This window comes from Sphingomonas glacialis (assembly GCF_006439055.1).
Taxonomy (GTDB): Bacteria; Pseudomonadota; Alphaproteobacteria; order Sphingomonadales; family Sphingomonadaceae; genus Sphingomonas; species Sphingomonas glacialis_A.
In genome coordinates this window covers 292,486-307,437 of the sequence record NZ_RCZC01000004.1, presented here as the reverse complement: position 1 = coordinate 307,437, position 14,952 = coordinate 292,486, and the positions used below count along the sequence as shown (strand labels likewise).

Annotated in this window: 16 protein-coding genes and 2 pseudogenes; 5 read left to right on the top strand and 13 right to left on the bottom strand. The window is 63.1% G+C overall.

Going from position 1 to position 14,952, the window contains the following annotated elements; genetic code table 11:
* Positions 1 to 67 precede the first annotated feature (67 nt).
* From EAH76_RS15955 to EAH76_RS15940, 4 genes are all read left to right on the top strand, one after another.
* Positions 68 to 505: a TadE/TadG family type IV pilus assembly protein gene (locus tag EAH76_RS15955; protein ID WP_140851256.1), complete on the top strand. Its 438-nt coding sequence runs from the start codon at positions 68 to 70 to the stop codon at positions 503 to 505.
* Positions 506 to 565: 60 nt separating this feature from the next.
* Positions 566 to 2,155: a pilus assembly protein TadG-related protein gene (locus tag EAH76_RS15950; RefSeq protein ID WP_161989065.1), complete on the top strand. Its 1,590-nt coding sequence runs from the start codon at positions 566 to 568 to the stop codon at positions 2,153 to 2,155.
* 513 nt (positions 2,156 to 2,668) lie between these two features.
* Positions 2,669 to 3,475 (top strand): hypothetical protein, encoded by an 807-nt coding sequence (locus EAH76_RS15945; RefSeq protein ID WP_140851254.1) that lies wholly within the window; start codon positions 2,669 to 2,671, stop codon positions 3,473 to 3,475.
* Positions 3,476 to 4,028: 553 nt separating this feature from the next.
* Positions 4,029 to 4,958 (top strand): PAS domain-containing protein, encoded by a 930-nt coding sequence (locus EAH76_RS15940; protein WP_161989064.1) that lies wholly within the window; start codon positions 4,029 to 4,031, stop codon positions 4,956 to 4,958.
* Between the two features lie 126 nt (positions 4,959 to 5,084).
* On the opposite strand, the pseudogene EAH76_RS15935 reads toward EAH76_RS15940, so the two are convergent.
* Both EAH76_RS15935 and EAH76_RS15930 read right to left on the bottom strand, forming a co-directional pair.
* A pseudogene (locus EAH76_RS15935) lies at positions 5,085 to 5,375 on the bottom strand (integrase core domain-containing protein); the annotation flags it as partial.
* Positions 5,376 to 5,529: 154 nt separating this feature from the next.
* Complete coding sequence (locus tag EAH76_RS15930; RefSeq protein ID WP_140851252.1) at positions 5,530 to 5,763, bottom strand: DUF6894 family protein; 234 nt, start codon at positions 5,761 to 5,763, stop codon at positions 5,530 to 5,532.
* Positions 5,764 to 5,980: 217 nt separating this feature from the next.
* On the opposite strand from EAH76_RS15930, the pseudogene EAH76_RS15925 reads away from it, so the two are divergent.
* Positions 5,981 to 6,227 (top strand): annotated as a pseudogene (locus EAH76_RS15925) (IS3 family transposase); the annotation flags it as partial.
* 53 nt (positions 6,228 to 6,280) lie between these two features.
* Here EAH76_RS15925 and EAH76_RS15920 read toward each other — a convergent pair.
* From EAH76_RS15920 to EAH76_RS15870, 11 genes are all read right to left on the bottom strand, one after another.
* Complete coding sequence (locus EAH76_RS15920) at positions 6,281 to 6,997, bottom strand: Crp/Fnr family transcriptional regulator (RefSeq protein ID WP_140851251.1); 717 nt, start codon at positions 6,995 to 6,997, stop codon at positions 6,281 to 6,283.
* 331 nt (positions 6,998 to 7,328) lie between these two features.
* Positions 7,329 to 7,817, bottom strand: a complete 489-nt coding sequence (locus tag EAH76_RS15915) for a MucR family transcriptional regulator (protein WP_140851250.1) — start codon at positions 7,815 to 7,817, stop codon at positions 7,329 to 7,331.
* A 128-nt stretch (positions 7,818 to 7,945) separates the two neighbouring features.
* Positions 7,946 to 8,131 (bottom strand): hypothetical protein, encoded by a 186-nt coding sequence (locus EAH76_RS15910; RefSeq protein ID WP_140851249.1) that lies wholly within the window; start codon positions 8,129 to 8,131, stop codon positions 7,946 to 7,948.
* Positions 8,132 to 8,479: 348 nt separating this feature from the next.
* Positions 8,480 to 9,220, bottom strand: a complete 741-nt coding sequence (locus EAH76_RS15905) for a DUF1223 domain-containing protein (RefSeq protein ID WP_241659733.1) — start codon at positions 9,218 to 9,220, stop codon at positions 8,480 to 8,482.
* Between the two features lie 77 nt (positions 9,221 to 9,297).
* Positions 9,298 to 10,254 carry a hypothetical protein gene (locus tag EAH76_RS15900; protein WP_140851248.1) on the bottom strand — a complete coding sequence of 319 codons (957 nt, stop codon included), beginning with the start codon at positions 10,252 to 10,254 and terminating at the stop codon, positions 9,298 to 9,300.
* Between the two features lie 11 nt (positions 10,255 to 10,265).
* Positions 10,266 to 10,991, bottom strand: a complete 726-nt coding sequence (locus EAH76_RS15895) for a cytochrome c biogenesis CcdA family protein (RefSeq protein ID WP_140851247.1) — start codon at positions 10,989 to 10,991, stop codon at positions 10,266 to 10,268.
* A 1-nt stretch (position 10,992) separates the two neighbouring features.
* On the bottom strand, positions 10,993 to 11,379 hold the full coding sequence (locus EAH76_RS15890) for a thioredoxin family protein (protein ID WP_140851246.1): 387 nt from the start codon (positions 11,377 to 11,379) through the stop codon (positions 10,993 to 10,995).
* A 62-nt stretch (positions 11,380 to 11,441) separates the two neighbouring features.
* Positions 11,442 to 12,509: an ABC transporter permease gene (locus tag EAH76_RS15885; protein WP_277754294.1), complete on the bottom strand. Its 1,068-nt coding sequence runs from the start codon at positions 12,507 to 12,509 to the stop codon at positions 11,442 to 11,444.
* A gap of 32 nt (positions 12,510 to 12,541) precedes the next feature.
* Positions 12,542 to 13,249: an ABC transporter ATP-binding protein gene (locus tag EAH76_RS15880; RefSeq protein WP_140851245.1), complete on the bottom strand. Its 708-nt coding sequence runs from the start codon at positions 13,247 to 13,249 to the stop codon at positions 12,542 to 12,544.
* Positions 13,236 to 14,282, bottom strand: a complete 1,047-nt coding sequence (locus EAH76_RS15875) for a 3-oxoacyl-ACP synthase III family protein (RefSeq protein WP_241659731.1) — start codon at positions 14,280 to 14,282, stop codon at positions 13,236 to 13,238. The genes EAH76_RS15880 and EAH76_RS15875 overlap by 14 nt, the downstream gene beginning before the upstream one ends.
* A complete protein-coding gene (locus EAH76_RS15870) occupies positions 14,279 to 14,950 on the bottom strand; it encodes a 3-oxoacyl-ACP synthase (protein WP_140851244.1) in 672 nt (223 codons plus the stop codon). The genes EAH76_RS15875 and EAH76_RS15870 overlap by 4 nt, the downstream gene beginning before the upstream one ends.
* Between the last annotated feature and the right edge of the window lie 2 nt (positions 14,951 to 14,952).

The window sequence follows — 14,952 nt, the reverse complement described above, 5'->3', positions numbered from 1 at the left end:
ATTTTGCGTATTTTTGAGCTGAGTCGCTTTTATGGGTTGGTGATCTACCTAATGCAAACATCGCGTCATGCAGCGAACATCATTCTCCTGGGCTCGACGCCCGCTCGATATCGGGAGTGACGAGCGCGGCACCGCTGCGATTGAAATGGCGATTGTCCTGCCGGTCCTTTTATTGCTCATCTTCGGCATCGTTACTTATGGCAGCTGGCTCGCAATCTCGCATTCGGTGCAACAGGCGGCGAACGAAGGTGGGCGCGCAGCGCTTGGCGGGCTGACGATCGCCGAGCGCGCATCGCTTGCTCGAACCACCGCGAACGACGTCCTGGTGCGCACGCTCGACATCAACACCTCCAAGGTCGCGGTGAGCGTGCAAGACGATGGCGCGACGCTGATCGTCGATGTCGTCTACGACGCAGCTGGCAGTCCGCTGCTCATGCTGCCGATCGTCCCGGCACCCAGCACGCGTATCGAGCGCAAGACCGTAATGAAGCTGACGGGACTTTAACCTATGGCACTCCCTCCTCGGCGACGGCGCCTGTTTCGCGAAAGATCGGGCAATGTAACGGTGCTTTTCTCCGGCGCCTTGACGATGCTGCTGGCGGGCGCGGCACTGGGCATCGACACGGCGACGCTGTTTCTCGAAAAGCGGCGGTTGCAAGGTGTAGCGGATGCCGCCGCCCTGTCGGCCGCGGGCAATCCCGCCACTGCCGATGCGACCGCAAGATCGGTGGTCGGCGCAAATAGCAGTTATTCTGCCATGCTGACAGGAGCCACGCCCGGGCAATACACCGCCGAACAATCGATCGCCCCCGAACAGCGGTTTCAGCCCACCGAGACTGACAGCAATGCCGTGAAGGTCCGCGTGGAAAGTCATCTTCCGACATTTTTCGCCCGTGCGTTCTCCAGTCAAAAGAGCACGTCGATCACCGCGCAGGCGACCGCGGCGCGCATCGATCTTGCGGCCTTCTCGATCGGTTCGCGGCTCGCCGGGGTACAGGGCGGTCTGCCGAACGCGTTGCTGTCGGGTCTGGCAGGAACGCAGCTCAATCTGTCTGCGATGGACTATAACGCCCTCGTCTCGGGAAATGTCGAGATCCTGCAGTTTTCCGACGCGTTGCGGACGCAGGCCGGCGTCGGTGTCGCAACCTTTGGCGAGGCGCTGGCCACATCGGTGACGCTTCCGCAGGTGGTCCAAGCGCTCGCCGCTTCAGCCGATTCCGCGTCGAGCGCAGCGGTGCTGCAAGCGATGGCCGCGCGCCTTCCGGCGACCAAGATCCGGCTTAGCGACCTCATCGACCTCGGACCGCTCAAGGATAGCGTCCATGTCGATCCCAATCGCCCCGTCACAGTCGACGCCTTTTCGCTGGTCCGCGCCATTCTCGAGATGGGTGGTACGCGCCAGGTCGCCAGCAGTCTCGACCTCGGCATACCTGGCATCGCGAGTTCGCGGCTGCTGATCGCCATCGGGCAGCGCCCCGCAAACTCGCCGTGGTTGGCGGTCAACGCCGCGCACAAGATTGTCGTGCGCACCGCACAGACCCGCGTTCTGATCGATTCACGCCTGTCCGCGCTCGCCCCTCTCGGGCTCGGATCGATCCGCTTGCCGATCTTCGTCGAACTGGCGCAGGCGCAAGCTGAGCTGTCGAAAGTCTCGTGCAGCGCCGGCCGCGCCATGCCGACCGCAGCGCTGGATGTGACTCCGTCCGCCGGCGAGATCGCAATCGCCGATTTCGACGAGACCGCTTTTCCCGATTTCGGGCGCGCTGTCGCGCTGAAACCGGCCATGATCATCACGACCCCGCTCGCCACGGTATCAGCCTTTTCGGACACGAAGCTGGGCGGCGTCAGCGCGCAGACGGTGTGGTTCACCCCGAACGATATCGCGACGCACACGGTAAAGTCGGTATCGACCGGCGACGTGGCACGGGGCGTGGCAAGCGCGCTCCTCTCGCACACCGACCTGCGTGCTTCGATCGTCGGATTCGGCATCAATGCGTCGCTGTTGACCGCCGCGGTCGGCACCATACTGGGCCAGGCCGCCACGCCGCTCGACAGCGTCGTCGATCAGGTCACCGCGCTGGCGGGCGTCCGCGTCGGGCAGGCAGACGTCTGGATCAACGGCGTGCGGTGCGGAACACCCATTCTTGTTGGCTGACCGATCGATCGGATATCCACGGCAGCATCGCAAAGATGGCAAATGGGTCGAATGCCCGCATGCGTGTAACACAATGCGATGCGCTGAAGTGGCCGGTAGAGATCCCGGCTACGATACGGGAAGGACGCGGGTGTGCGATTGACATCACTATCGTCAATCTGTCGCTTACCGGGTGTCGGTTTGGGCAGGCTATACGCTTTTTACGGGTCGATCGGGAAAACTCGTCATCGCACAATTTTCGCCGATCACGCTCGACATCGTCGAAAGCGAGACTTGGTTCGCGACATGCCGGTTCGATTAGCCGATCCATTATTCAGTGCGCGACCATTTGCGCATGCTCTATCCGGCAGGAGAGCACCCGATTCCGCAGCGCAAAGGATATGGCGGTCTTTGAAGTTGCCCTGACCCAGGTCTTTATCGTGGGGGCTCGGATACTGTGCGTCCGCAGCTAAAATTGACCGAAAGACGGTGCGAACCCGAGAAAAGCGTTCGATTCACCGTACACACTCAACTTTGGAGATGACCGAAAACCCTGGTCTGCTCAATCGCGCGCCGTGGATCGCGACTGGCTCCGTAGAATCCTATATGCTAACCGATATGGACAAGTGCCTGAAGATTATTGTCTTTTCGATGAAACCCGTTCTCGTGGGCCATTCGGTAGCGAATCCTTCCGGGGCTATTCTCGATCGACGCCGCGATTGGCGAGCTGTTGTATCGTCGTATTTGCGATATCGTGGGCAGGTATTACACCAACATTACGTACATAACGATATTTCAAGAAATATCTGGGAAATGCAGTATGTTACTGCCACCAACTGTACCCGCATGATCCGCAAACGCTACGCGCGCGCGGATGGCACCTTGATTCATGCCGAGGTTCAGGTGTCGATCATGTCGTCGGCAAACTTCGAGGAACTCACGCTCGGAACGATTTTCCTGGTCGACGATCCGAAGCGCCGGTTCGGTGTCGAGCCGCTCTGGCGAGAGGCAAAGCGTCTCCGGTCCGTCGGCATCGTCAAGGCCGACCAGATGGGCGAAGACCTCTTTGCCGACCAGGGATGGCTCACAATTCTAGAACTCTACATCGCCGAATGCGAAGGCCAGGCACCGTTTGCCGACCAGTCGACGGGCTTCCCGCGCGACGAACAGTTCCCGCGCCGGCTTGTTGTGCTTCGCGATGCGGGCCAGATCGATCTCGAAAATGAAAATCCGGCCTCCGCGCAACTCACGTCGCGCGGTACGGCTCAAGTCGAAACGGTCCTGCGCGCTGAGCTCACATCACGGGCGACTGGTGCGTCGCGCGCGGCATTGCCGAGTTGAGGAGCAGAAGCCGCGCCTGCTCGAGCCGGAGCGCGACGGCGGACAGCTGCAAGTCGTCCGAAAGCGCAATCGCTTCGACAAGCAGATCGGCGAGCTTGTTCCGTCGGGGGTCGGATACGTTGCTATCAGGCACGGACTGAACTCGTGCGCTTTTTGCATATGGGCGTGGCGACGATCGGTTCCCCCAAACCAGCACGGCACCATCATCCGCGGCGAGCTCCCCCCATGCTGTAAAAATACGGAATTCGCCAGCGCTCGGTGAAGGGGATACTCCGGCGCGGCACGTCGATCACATACCTGTCGCACCCAAGCGCTTAAGGCGACACTGCAGTATCTTCGGCGAGGGATTGTGGTGCGCGGGTCGGGTGTGCTGCACGCGACAGGACGATATTTTCGAAAAATATGCTGAACGCTCCGATCGCCGCTCTGCAGGCATAGTAAAACTACCGATATCGATAAAATTCTATTATCCTTTTGACAATAGACCCAAAAAGTATCATCCAGTTGAAAATTAATTTAGGTTTTAATATCTTCCGTTTCAATGGAACCCCGGATGGACCGACAGAATCGAGCCCCGCACGAAATCGGCTTGGGTCAGCAGCAGTCAAAGGTGCAGGTAACCTCCGCCGAGCTGGTGCGGCAGTTCGGAAATCTTCGGCACACGATGGGTGATACCACCGTTTTTGTAACGAATCATGGCCGGACCACTCACGCGTTAGTGTCTGCCGCACAGTATGAGAAACTGATCGCAAATACCCAAAGCGGCGCTGGTCCCGATGACAACGCGCTGCTGCCCACCTTGCGCGAGTTTATGGATTGGGTTCCGCACGGCATGGTCTCGCTCGACACGGAGATGGGCGTCGTCATGGCCAATCGCGTTGCGCACGCCATTTTCGACAAGCGCGATGGCGAGCTTGTCGGCCGGAACCTCTACGACGCGGTTCCCGCCCTCAAGGGCTCGCTGGCCCAAACCTACATCAAGCGCGCTGCGGCGGGCAAAGAAGTGTGCGTTGCCGACCTGCCCTCGATTTTCAGGCCGGAAAGCTGGGTCCGCCTGGAAGTCTATCCCCTAGCACGCAGCACCACACTGATGTTCCGCGACATCACCGAGGACATGCAGAACCACCGGCTGGCAGACGCCAAGCGCGCGATCGTCGATGCGATCACGCTGCACGGCGGGATCGGCTATATGCGGCTCAACGTGCGCGGGCAGATCGAGCGGGTGGACGCATCGATGTGCGACATGTTGCGGCTACCCGAGGATCGTTTGCTGCAGATCGGGATCGCCGATCTGGTGCCGGTCGCGAACCGCGTTGCCTTTCGCGAACGGCTCGAAAAGGTCTTGCGCGGGAACGGTCCGCAGCGCGTTCAAACGGTGCTACTGTCCAATGACGGCACGCCGCTGACGGTGACCGCGGCGATGACCGACTTGCCCGGAATCTACGGAAATGAAGGCGCCGTCGTGATCGTCACCCGCAGCTAAGCGGCGTCCGGCTTTACCCGCAGCGCTGTAGTCCGCTCACGCCAACGTCGCGCGATTGCCGCCGAAACACTGCCCCCTTCTCGAGACCAGAAGCTACCAGCCAAGCGGTGACGTGACCCCCGTTTTTCATCCAGCAGCAATCAGAGACCGACCGTTGTTGTCGTGCAGGAGCGCGGGTGAAGCAACGGGCGGGTTTAAACCCGCCCGTTGCTTTTCGAGTTCAGCGGCGAACGCCGCCGGTGTGGCGTAGCCGAGCGAGGAGTGCGGCCGCTCGGTGTTATAGTCGTCGACCCAGCGCGCGAGGATCGAGCGCGCCTGGCGGACCGTGAAGAACAGCGTCTCGTTGAGCAGTTCGTCGCGCATGCGACCGTTGAAGCTCTCGACGAACCCGTTCTGCGTCGGCTTGCCGGGCGCGATGACGAGACACTCTGCAAGGTCGGCGGGCGGCAGTAGGGCTATAGCGTCCCCAACACTGTCTCCAACGCTTCCGCGAGATCGCCGAACAAGGCGATGTAGTCGAGCAGGAGGGAGGACGCCGTGGCCGCGATCCAATCCTGCCTGCACTGAACGGTCAGTGTAGGGTGACGGTATCCCCGAAAGGCATCGTCCCGACGACTTCGCCGGTTTCGTCGATGATATCGATATGCCAACCGATCGGAATGGTTCCGTTTTTTGCTTCTACCGCGATAGTATCTCGCGCGATCCTAACCGCGCGGAAACAGGCGGTTTCAAGATCGGGAAGCTCGACGCCCTCCAGATCGTGGAGGGTGTTACCGTGGGTGATGATGTTAAATCGGTAAAGCATTCGTACGAGGTACGGCCCTACCGGAAGATAGATGCGACGATCTCGGCGATTACGACAAAGGGTGTCGACAAGCAGATCACCGCTGCGAGCGCGAAGCCCGGTCTGTTATGATAGTTGAAAGACTGAACCACTGCGACGATGGCTTGCCATCTATTCATTGGACGAACACCACCTTAAAAAACCCGATAGGTTTTTTCGGTGGGGCCATCCCTTCGGGATGGCCGACAACGGCGTCACTTGCTCGATGAGCCGGTCGGGCAACGTCTGGGACAACGCGGCGATGGAGAGCTTCTTCTCGTCGCTCAAGACCGAACGGATCGCGCGGAAAACATACCGTTCCCGCAATTACGCACGCGCGGATGTGTTCGATTATATCGAGCGCTTCTAGAATCCCACGCGTAGGCACTCGACCTTAGGCTATCTCAGCCCCCATGGACTTCGAGAAGCAGGCTAATGTAGCCTAACCTGGTGTCCGCGGAACCGGATGCAGCTCAACCGCGAAACCTCCTTGAAAACTTCAGCAGGCGGCGGCTTGTCGCCCAAGGTGAAGATAACTTTCGCTAAAATCCGCCACCCGAACGAGTTCCTCCCAATTCGGGCAGCGGATCGCCCGCCTATAACGTTCGATCGAACCCTCGACTTCAAGCGCCTTTAGCGATCGGTTAACATGGACCGCGGTAAGCCCTGTTACGTCGCCGACCTGTTTCTGCGTCATCGGCAATTCAACTTCATAGTGCCCGAGCAAATCCCGGTCTTTCAGACGCGTTGCGATCTCGCAGAGGAGGTGCGCGATACGAGTTTGCGCATTTCGCTGTCCGACGTTCATGAGCCATTCGCGCAGAATCGAAGCTTCGATCAGATTGCTGATTTCGAATGCCGTCGCGATGTTGGGTCGGTCGAGTGCCAACTGGCGCATCGCGCTTCGCGGAATCATTGCGACCTTGGCATGCGTGAGCGCCTGAACACCGTGGTCAGTGCGATCAAGTAATAGGCTTTGCAGGTTCAAAGGGTCACCGGGAATATGAAGTGAGACGATCTGCCTTTCACCGTCTCGGTTCAGCTTCTGCCGGAAAGCGAAACCTTCCAACAAGACGGCGCACTCACCCGGCGTCGCACGCTCACGAAATATGTAGGAGTTTTCGGACATTTCACGCACCCGATGCGGCAGCGCCGCAAGTGCATCCTTATCGTCGCTGTCGAGCGCGACGTGACTGTCAAACTTACGGACTAGCATGTCGAGGGTCGATGCTATGACGGGCCGCCTTTTCTAAATTGAATACAAATCGCTGCTTTAACGACCGTAATGCCCCCCGCGATCAGCAGAAAGCATTCTCAGGTCGAAGCCCGCCTGCCCCGGTGGTCGAGTGATCACCCTCGCCGAGCATTGGGCCGAGCTTCTTGTAAAGGCTTCCAAATCGAGATAGCTTCAATCGTCAGAGCCACTTTGCGGTTGAGTGCGGGTTAAGGGGTACCGTCTGACACAATCCCGATCGTCGAGCGTGTGCAATTGCGCTCCGGCTACCTTGGGGGAGGATTGAGTGTATTCTTCTCCCCCACCCTTACCTCTACTCTGCCGCGACTTTTGGAGCGCGACCACGCTTGTTGGCAGGCGCAGGAGCCGCAGCAGCAGCCTTGTGACCGGACTTCCGCCCGAGACCAATCTTAAACGCCATCGCTCGACGTGCTTCCGAGTAGCTCGGAGCGGTCATCGGGTAATCGTGCTTGAGACCATAGCGCTCGCGATACTCGGCAGGCGTCAACCCATTGGTTGAGAGATGCCGCGTCAATGTCTTGTAAGGCTTGCCGTCGATCATCGAAATGATGACATCGGGGTTTGCCAATGACTTACGGGCAGTCACCGCGCCGGTATACTCGGGAGCAGGTTCCTCGGGCGAAGTCTCGACAGGCGCAGCCGAAAGGCCAGACACCGCGTCAAACATAGACTTGAGAAATGCCGGAACATCCTCGGCGGTCGTGCGAGTGTTCGGGTTCGATAGCCAAGCGATGGTCAATTCGGTGGCGAGTTCGACAACGTTGGTATTTTCGTCAGTCAATTTCGATTCCTTCCGCTCACAACATATCCACGCTGCTCTGCGGGATCAACTTACAACCATTATGAATGTTTATCGATGAGACAAAACAGCGCAGGCTACGGTTAGCGAAACTCCCGACGCTCGTTTGATCAGGCAACCGGCCACACGCCATCGCGCAGCAATTTCATCAACACTGACACCGGCCCACTGACTTCCTTGGTGCCATCTTCCCACCGCTGTAGCGATCGAAGGTCAGAGACGCGCAAAAGCTCCCCCAACTCACGAAGGGAGAGCCCCGCGTTGGTGCGGACGGTCTTGAATTCTTCGCCTGTCATCCCGGCCCTTTGATCCGAAGCCAGACCCTAGACCAAAATTAACGAACGGCAGGAGTTGAGAAGCATAAACGCGCCGCGAATGACGGATCCTGGGTCGTGACCGCCACAGCAGGTATCGACCAACTCGAGCCGTTCCGCTTATCGCGCCAGAGCGGCTACTCTTGCCGAAACCCGCCATTCCCTTTTCGTTGAGCGTCCGGCAGCAGTGCGCACAGATCCGGTCATCCGACTTGGGCTGTCGAGTGCCCCGAGAGTGGACGTGAAGCTGTCATCGCAGAAGCGACAGGCTTGACATATTCGTTCCGATTTCTAAGGCGAACCGGTGATCGCAAATGCTGGAAAGCGCGCTCATAAGCGCGCGGCGGCGATGATCGCTCCGCCTTTACCGGACTGCACCAGCACCGCCGTTTGCAGGTTCGGATCGGTGGACGGCGCGGGAATGGTGATCGCCGAGCCGCGCCAGCTTCCGACTGCCGCCAGCGAAAGGACGACGTTGCGGTGGACGAGCGTACGGCCGCCATTCTCTCCCGCCCGAATTGGCACGCTCAACGGGCGGGGATCGTAGCGGATCAGCCAGATCGTCGCCGGCTGCGTCGCCTTGGCGGCGCCGATCGTGATCTTGCCGGCGGCAGACGCAATCGCCGGACCCGAAACGCCGCGATCGGCGGTGCGGATGGTTTCGAGCAACTGCCTGCCGTTGCCACCATTGGTCGTGGCGCGGCCGTTCACGATCGTCTGCGGCGTCGCCACCTGCCCGAGGCGCGCGACCTGGTCATAGTCGCGCTGGCGCTCGGTGAATTCGGGCTTGGCGAACGTATCCTTCCAGCCGAGTTGATCCCAATAAGTGACCGCGAAGGTCAGTGCGAGGATTTCGGGCCGCTGCGAGATCACATTGAGATTCTGGATCGCCGGCGGACAGGAGGAGCATCCCTGGCTCTGGTAGAGTTCCACCACGGTCGGATGCGCGGCGTCGCTGGCGACGGCAGGCGTGACGAACGCCATCGCCAATAGCGGAAGCAACGCTGCTGCGGCCATCTTGATGCGTGTGGTCCGGTCGCCGGGGATTACTGAATGCTGCTCGATCTGCATGGTTGGGGCCTTTTGGATGTATCCGCCTGACACCAGCGATACGCAGCAGCGGATGGATTTGTTACACGCAGACCAACTCATGCGCGCCCGACGATCCGACGCCGGACCCCGGCCAGCGGCGCGTTCTCGTCGAAACGGATGCGGCCGCCCGGCGCCGACACGCCGAGCCGTGCGAACAGGGCCGGCAGATCCGTCGTGGCCCGGCCGCTGGCAAAATGCCGGTAGAGTTTCGACAGGGCCTCCGACCCGACCGCGGCATCGCCTGCTGCCATTAGTTGCTCGGGCGTCCAGTCGGTCGCATTGCCGCCGCTCTGGCGATTGACCGTACGCATCGCGTCGCGCAGGCCGTGCTTGCCGTGGCTCGCCGCATCAATGGCGATTTCGACGAGTAGCCAGAAGGTGGCGCCGCCCCAATAGAGCCGGTCATGGTCGCGGGTGCCGTCCATGCCGCCATCGCGGGCGCCGGGTTCGCCGCGCGGCATGCCGATCAGCGCCTGCCGCCACAACTCGGCTTCGGGGAGGTATCCGGCACGGACGCGCGCGACCGGCTCCAGCCAGGTCGCATTGCCTTCTTGCAGCCAGAGCGCGCGGCGGGGCAGATCGGGAAGGGCGGCGTGGAACATCTCGTGCACTAAGACCCAGTCACGCTCGAACGCAGCCGCACCCGCCGCCGTGCCGACGTGAATGCGCGTCGCGGAACCGCCATAGCCGAAGGTGGTCGCGTGACCGACACCCTCGCCGGGCTGAGCGATCACCAGCAGGCCATACTGCGCGACCGGGAACCAGCCGAAATAGCGCGTCACCGCGTCGGCGCTTTCGCGAACCCAGGCGCGAATGGCGGCACGGTCGATGCCTCGCGCGCCATCTGCGAAGACGAGGTCGATCGCTCCGTCCGGAAACAGAATCCGCTCGCCCGGTTGTTCGCGCAAAGCCGCGTAGAGTTCGTCGGGTTCATCGTAGGGCGCCGCTGTCAGGGTCGACGCGCCCGCCAGTCCAAACCCCAGCGCGATGATGGCCGTGCGGCGGTTCAGCATCGTGCCTCGCCTCAGATCGACGTGGTCAGATCGGTCAGCCAGTCGGGCGAAAGGCTGACGACCAGCCCCTCGAACAGCCGGTCGCCGCCGGTCAGGATCAGCAGCGCGACCAGCACCAGCAACGCGCCGAGCACGCGCTTGCCGCCCTGGCCGGTGCGCATCATCGTGCCGCGCCAGCGCGAGAGGAAGCCGCGCGTCGCGGTCGCGATCACCAGCAGCACGGCGGCAATGCCCGCTCCGAACGCCGCCATCACCAGCGCAACCTCGCCGAGATCCTTGCCTTGCGCGGCAAGTACCGTCGCCGCACCGAGGGTTGGCCCGACACAAGGGCTCCACACCAGCCCGAGCAGCACGCCAATCGCCGCCTGACCGGCGAGCCCGAAGCGTTCGAGTCCTGCCTGCCGCTGGCTCGCCCAGGCGGCGAGCGGCGTCGCGGCGCGGGTCAGCAGATCCGTCGCCTTGGGAATCAGCAACGCCAATCCGGCGAGCAACAGGATCACCGCGCCGAACTGCCGGACGATCTCCCCATCAAAGCCCGACGCCGCGCCCAGCACCGCGACCGCGAAGCCGACTATCGTGAACGAAAGCACCAGCCCGGCGGCGAGCGCCAGCGGCCCCCATTTGTTGCGTTGCCCCGCGCTGCCGATCACGATCGGCACGAGCGGCAGCACGCAGGGCGAGAGGATCGTCAGCGCCCCCGCGGCGAAGGCGAGCGCCGGGTTCAGACCGCTCGCCACGTCAGTGATTGGTCGAGGCGATGAGCGCGGCGATCTTTTCCTTATCGGTCATGAAGGCGATCCGCCCGGTCTCGCGCTTGCCGTGGAACGCGATCAGTGTCGCCTGCTTCTGCACGTTGAAGCTGCGCCAGACATCCTTCTGCGTGTCGTAATTGATGCGGAAGACGATCAGCTTTGGATAGGCTTCGGGCGTCACGACGCGCTTGATCGTGCGCGCCTGCGATCCGCAGACCGGGCACCACCAGGCGTGGACGTCGATCAGGATCGGGCGACCCTGCGCCTGCGCCGCATCGAAGGCGGCGCGGTCGAACTTGGCGAAATCGGCGGCTTGCGCGGGGATGGCGGCGAGGGCCGCGATGGCGATCGCGGCGGTCTTGAACGGTGACATGGTGGCTCCCTGACGATGGTCGAAAGGTATTCGGCAGCGTCGACGGTCCGGTTACAGCCAGGTCAGTCGATCGACCGCGACCTTGCCAGCAACGCGACCGCGCTCGCCGCGATCAGGAAGGCGAGGATCGGCCAGCCATGCGCCAGCACCGCAGCGGCGCCGTCGCCGTGCAGCAGCGCACCCCGCGCGGCGCGGATGAAGTGGGTGAGCGGGAAGAGCGTGCCAATCCAGCGTGCCCAGTTCGGCAATGTCTCAAACGGATAGAGAAAGCCCGACAACAGCATCGCCGGCAAATAGAACGCGACTGCGCCCTGCAACGCGGCGACCTGCGTCCGCGCGCGCATCGAGATCGCATAGCCAAGCGCGAAATTGGCAGCCGCGAACAACGGCAGCAAAGCGACCAGCGCCACGACGCTGCCCCGCATGGGCAGGGCGAACAGCGCGATCCCAACGCCGAGCACCAGCAGTCCCTGCATTGTGCCGATCAGCACATAGGGCAGCAGCTTGCCGAGCAGCATCTCGACCGGCCAGACCGGGAGCGCCTGCAATCCCTCCCACGTCCCGCTCTCGCGTTCGCGGGCGAGGCTGAGCGCGCCGAGCATGATCATCGCGATCATCACGGTCACGCCGATCAGCGCGGGCAGGAAGGTCCAGTCGGCACGTGCCTCCGGATTGTAGAGCCGCTCGATCTTCAGACCCGGCCCGCTATCGACGGCATCGGCCTGCTCGGCGAGGCTGCGCCAATACGCCGCCTCGATGCCCGAGACCGCGGCGCCGGTCAGCCCGGCATTGGTGGCATCGACGACGATGCGCAGCGGCACGCGCGCCTGTGTCGGATTGGCAAAGGATCGCAGCGACGGCACCTCGATGCCGATCAGTGCGCGGCCTTCGCGCACCGCGCTCGCCGCGCCGCCGGGCTTCAGCGGTGCGCCGGTCATGGTGACGCCGGGCATGCGCTCGATCGCGCGGGCGACACGTCCGGCGCCGGCAGCGGTCGGCGCGGCGATGGCGACCCCGATGCGCGGCGGCACCGGGCGGATCGCATAGCCGAACAGCAGCACCTGCATCGCCGGCACGAAGATCAGCAGCGTAAAGGTTGTGCGCGATCGCAGCATCCGCAGCGTCTCCACGCGCGCCAGCGCCAATATGCGCCGCAGCGGCCTCACCGTGCGAGCACCGCGACTGCGGCCTCCAGCGTGGCCGCGCCGGAACGGGCAATCAGGTCGGCGGGCGTAGTCGGCGGCTCGGCGACGCCATCGGCATAATGCAGGATCCTCGGACAGCGCTCGGCCTCGGTCAGATCGTGAGTGCTGATGACGATGCCGTGCCCCGCGGCGGCGAGATCGGCCAGCCAGCGCCACAGATCGTTGCGCGTGACGATATCGAGCCCGGCGGTCGGCTCGTCGAGCAGCAGCAACGCGGGCGCGGGCAGCATCGTCGCAGCGAATTGCACTCGTCTCGCCCAGCCTCCCGAAAGCCGTTCGAAGCGTGTATCGAGCATCGGGCCTATACCCAGCCGCTCGACCATCTCGTCGACCCGCGGCCCGGTTACATCATGGATTTCGGCGCGAAAGCGCAGATTCTCATGCACCGTGAGCTCGGGATAGAGCGAGAGGCGTTGCGGCATATAGCCGATGCCAGCGCTCCCGCCCTTGCGGATATCGCGGCCCAGCACGGTGCCGCGCCCGTCATCGGCGCGGATCAGCCCGGCGAGCATGCGCAGCGTCGTCGTCTTGCCGCCGCCGTTCGCGCCGACCAGCCCGACGATCTCGCCGCGCGCGAGGCTGAGCGTCACGCCCTGCAAGACGCGGCGCCCGCCATACCGCTTGCCGAGGCCCACCACAGCGATCAGCGGCTCAGCCATGTTCATAGACGAAGCCCCCGTGCATGAACTTGGTGGCTTCCGCTCCGAGCACGAGTGTGCGGTGTCCTGTCGTCGGCGCACTTCGCCGCAGCTCTGCCAGCGCCAGCCAGATCGCCGCCGATCCAGTATTGCCGAGGCGGTCGGCGTTAACGAAGAAGCGCTCCGCCGGGAGCCCAAAATGCGCCGCTGCCTGCCGCCCGATCCGACCGCTCACCTGATGCGGGATGATCGTGTCAACGCTGTCGAGCGTCAAGCCGTGCCGCGCCGCCGCGTCGCGGCCAGCGTCGAACAATTGCGATCCCGATGCGAGGATCGTCGCAAAATCATGCTCGAACGCGCGTGGTGTATCGGCTCGAACCTGCAATCCGGGCGCGCGGCCCAGCCCGATCGCGCCGAACCACGCTGCCGTTATGCTCGCCCCGCCCCTGGCGTGTCCGAGGATGATCGCACCCGCGCCGTCGCCCATCTGCACGAGGTTGACGAGTTGACCGGGATCGCGGTCGGCGTGCATCGGCTCGAAGAACAGCGATCCGGTCTCCGATCCAACGATCGCCACCGGCCGCGCGCCGGGCGCCGCCAGCAGTCCGAAGGCGATCATCAGCGCATTGGCGAAGCCCGTGCATGCCTGCCGCAGTTCGAGATGCGGGCCGCCATAGCCGAGCCGGTCGGCGACGAAGGCGATATTGCTGGGGAGCGGTTGCAGCGGCGTCGTGGTATGGCCGATCAGATAGCCTAGATCGCCGACCGCCAACCCCGCCTCGCCCAACGCCGACACGACTGCCGCCGCTGCCAATTCGGGATTGGCTTCGCCCGGCCGTGCTGCCTCATGCGCAGTCTCAAAAGATCGACAGAGATGTCGTGCCTCGATCTCCAGCCTCCTTCCGATCACTGTCGCTTCGCGATGCCGCGACAGCGCAAAACGCGTCGCCACACGGTCGATCAGCGCGCCGGTCGCGACTGGCGCGCCGGGCAGAGCGGTGCCCATACCAAGCACCGAGACGCGACCGTGCGACAGCCACGCCGGATGCGGCGTGTTCACCACTTCAGCAATCCATCCGGCAGCCGTCGGATACGGCGATCGAGCGCCATCGGATCAACCGCCAGCACCTCCAGCGCGTCGCCCATCGGCGTCATGATCTGTGCAAGCGTCTCGCGAGTCGTCGCAGCCGCATCGCGCAGGCCTGCATCCGCGCCGCGTCGCGCGACCATGGCGCGCGCGATCCGGACATGGCCGACTTCGTCGCGCCGGATTTGTTGCAGGACCGGCGCGGCATGACGGAGCGTCGAGAGCGGTCCGCCCGCGCACAGCAAGGCGCCGAGGATCGTGCAGACCGCCGCATCCAGCGCAGCGATGCGTGCTAGATGCAGCGTTGCCCCGTCGCCACCGAGGCTCATATGGAAATGGCGGGAGGTCGCCAGCAGGCCGAGCGGCGGGGCGGCCTCGGGCAGTCGGCGGGAGATACCCTCGATCAGAGCGTCGTGAAGGCGTTCTTCAGCCGCAATCGTTCTGAGCGCAGCAGCTTCATCGGCGCATTCGCGACGCGCCAGGTCATCGAACGCGATCGCGGCCGCCTCCTCGCCGCAGCCCAGCACAGGTAACAGCTTTGCCAGCGCTTCGGCGACAGGCCCATCATAGCGCGGCCCGGTATGCTGCTCGCCGTCCGGGACGGCGATCCGTCCCGGGACGATGAAGCAGCGGCGTCGCACTG

Excerpts from the sequence above, each read along its gene's own strand:
- EAH76_RS15920 (WP_140851251.1), bottom strand. The coding sequence starts at position 6,997 with ATGCTAGTCCGTAAGTTTGACAGTCACGTCGCGCTCGACAGCGACGAT.
- EAH76_RS15900 (WP_140851248.1), bottom strand. The coding sequence starts at position 10,254 with ATGCTGAACCGCCGCACGGCCATCATCGCGCTGGGGTTTGGACTGGCG.
- EAH76_RS15930 (WP_140851252.1), bottom strand. The coding sequence starts at position 5,763 with ATGCTTTACCGATTTAACATCATCACCCACGGTAACACCCTCCACGAT.
- EAH76_RS15880 (WP_140851245.1), bottom strand. The coding sequence starts at position 13,249 with ATGAACATGGCTGAGCCGCTGATCGCTGTGGTGGGCCTCGGCAAGCGG.
- EAH76_RS15955 (WP_140851256.1), top strand. The coding sequence starts at position 68 with ATGCAGCGAACATCATTCTCCTGGGCTCGACGCCCGCTCGATATCGGG.
- EAH76_RS15910 (WP_140851249.1), bottom strand. The coding sequence starts at position 8,131 with ATGACAGGCGAAGAATTCAAGACCGTCCGCACCAACGCGGGGCTCTCC.
- EAH76_RS15940 (WP_161989064.1), top strand. The coding sequence starts at position 4,029 with ATGGACCGACAGAATCGAGCCCCGCACGAAATCGGCTTGGGTCAGCAG.
- EAH76_RS15890 (WP_140851246.1), bottom strand. The coding sequence starts at position 11,379 with ATGTCACCGTTCAAGACCGCCGCGATCGCCATCGCGGCCCTCGCCGCC.
- EAH76_RS15905 (WP_241659733.1), bottom strand. The coding sequence starts at position 9,220 with ATGCAGATCGAGCAGCATTCAGTAATCCCCGGCGACCGGACCACACGC.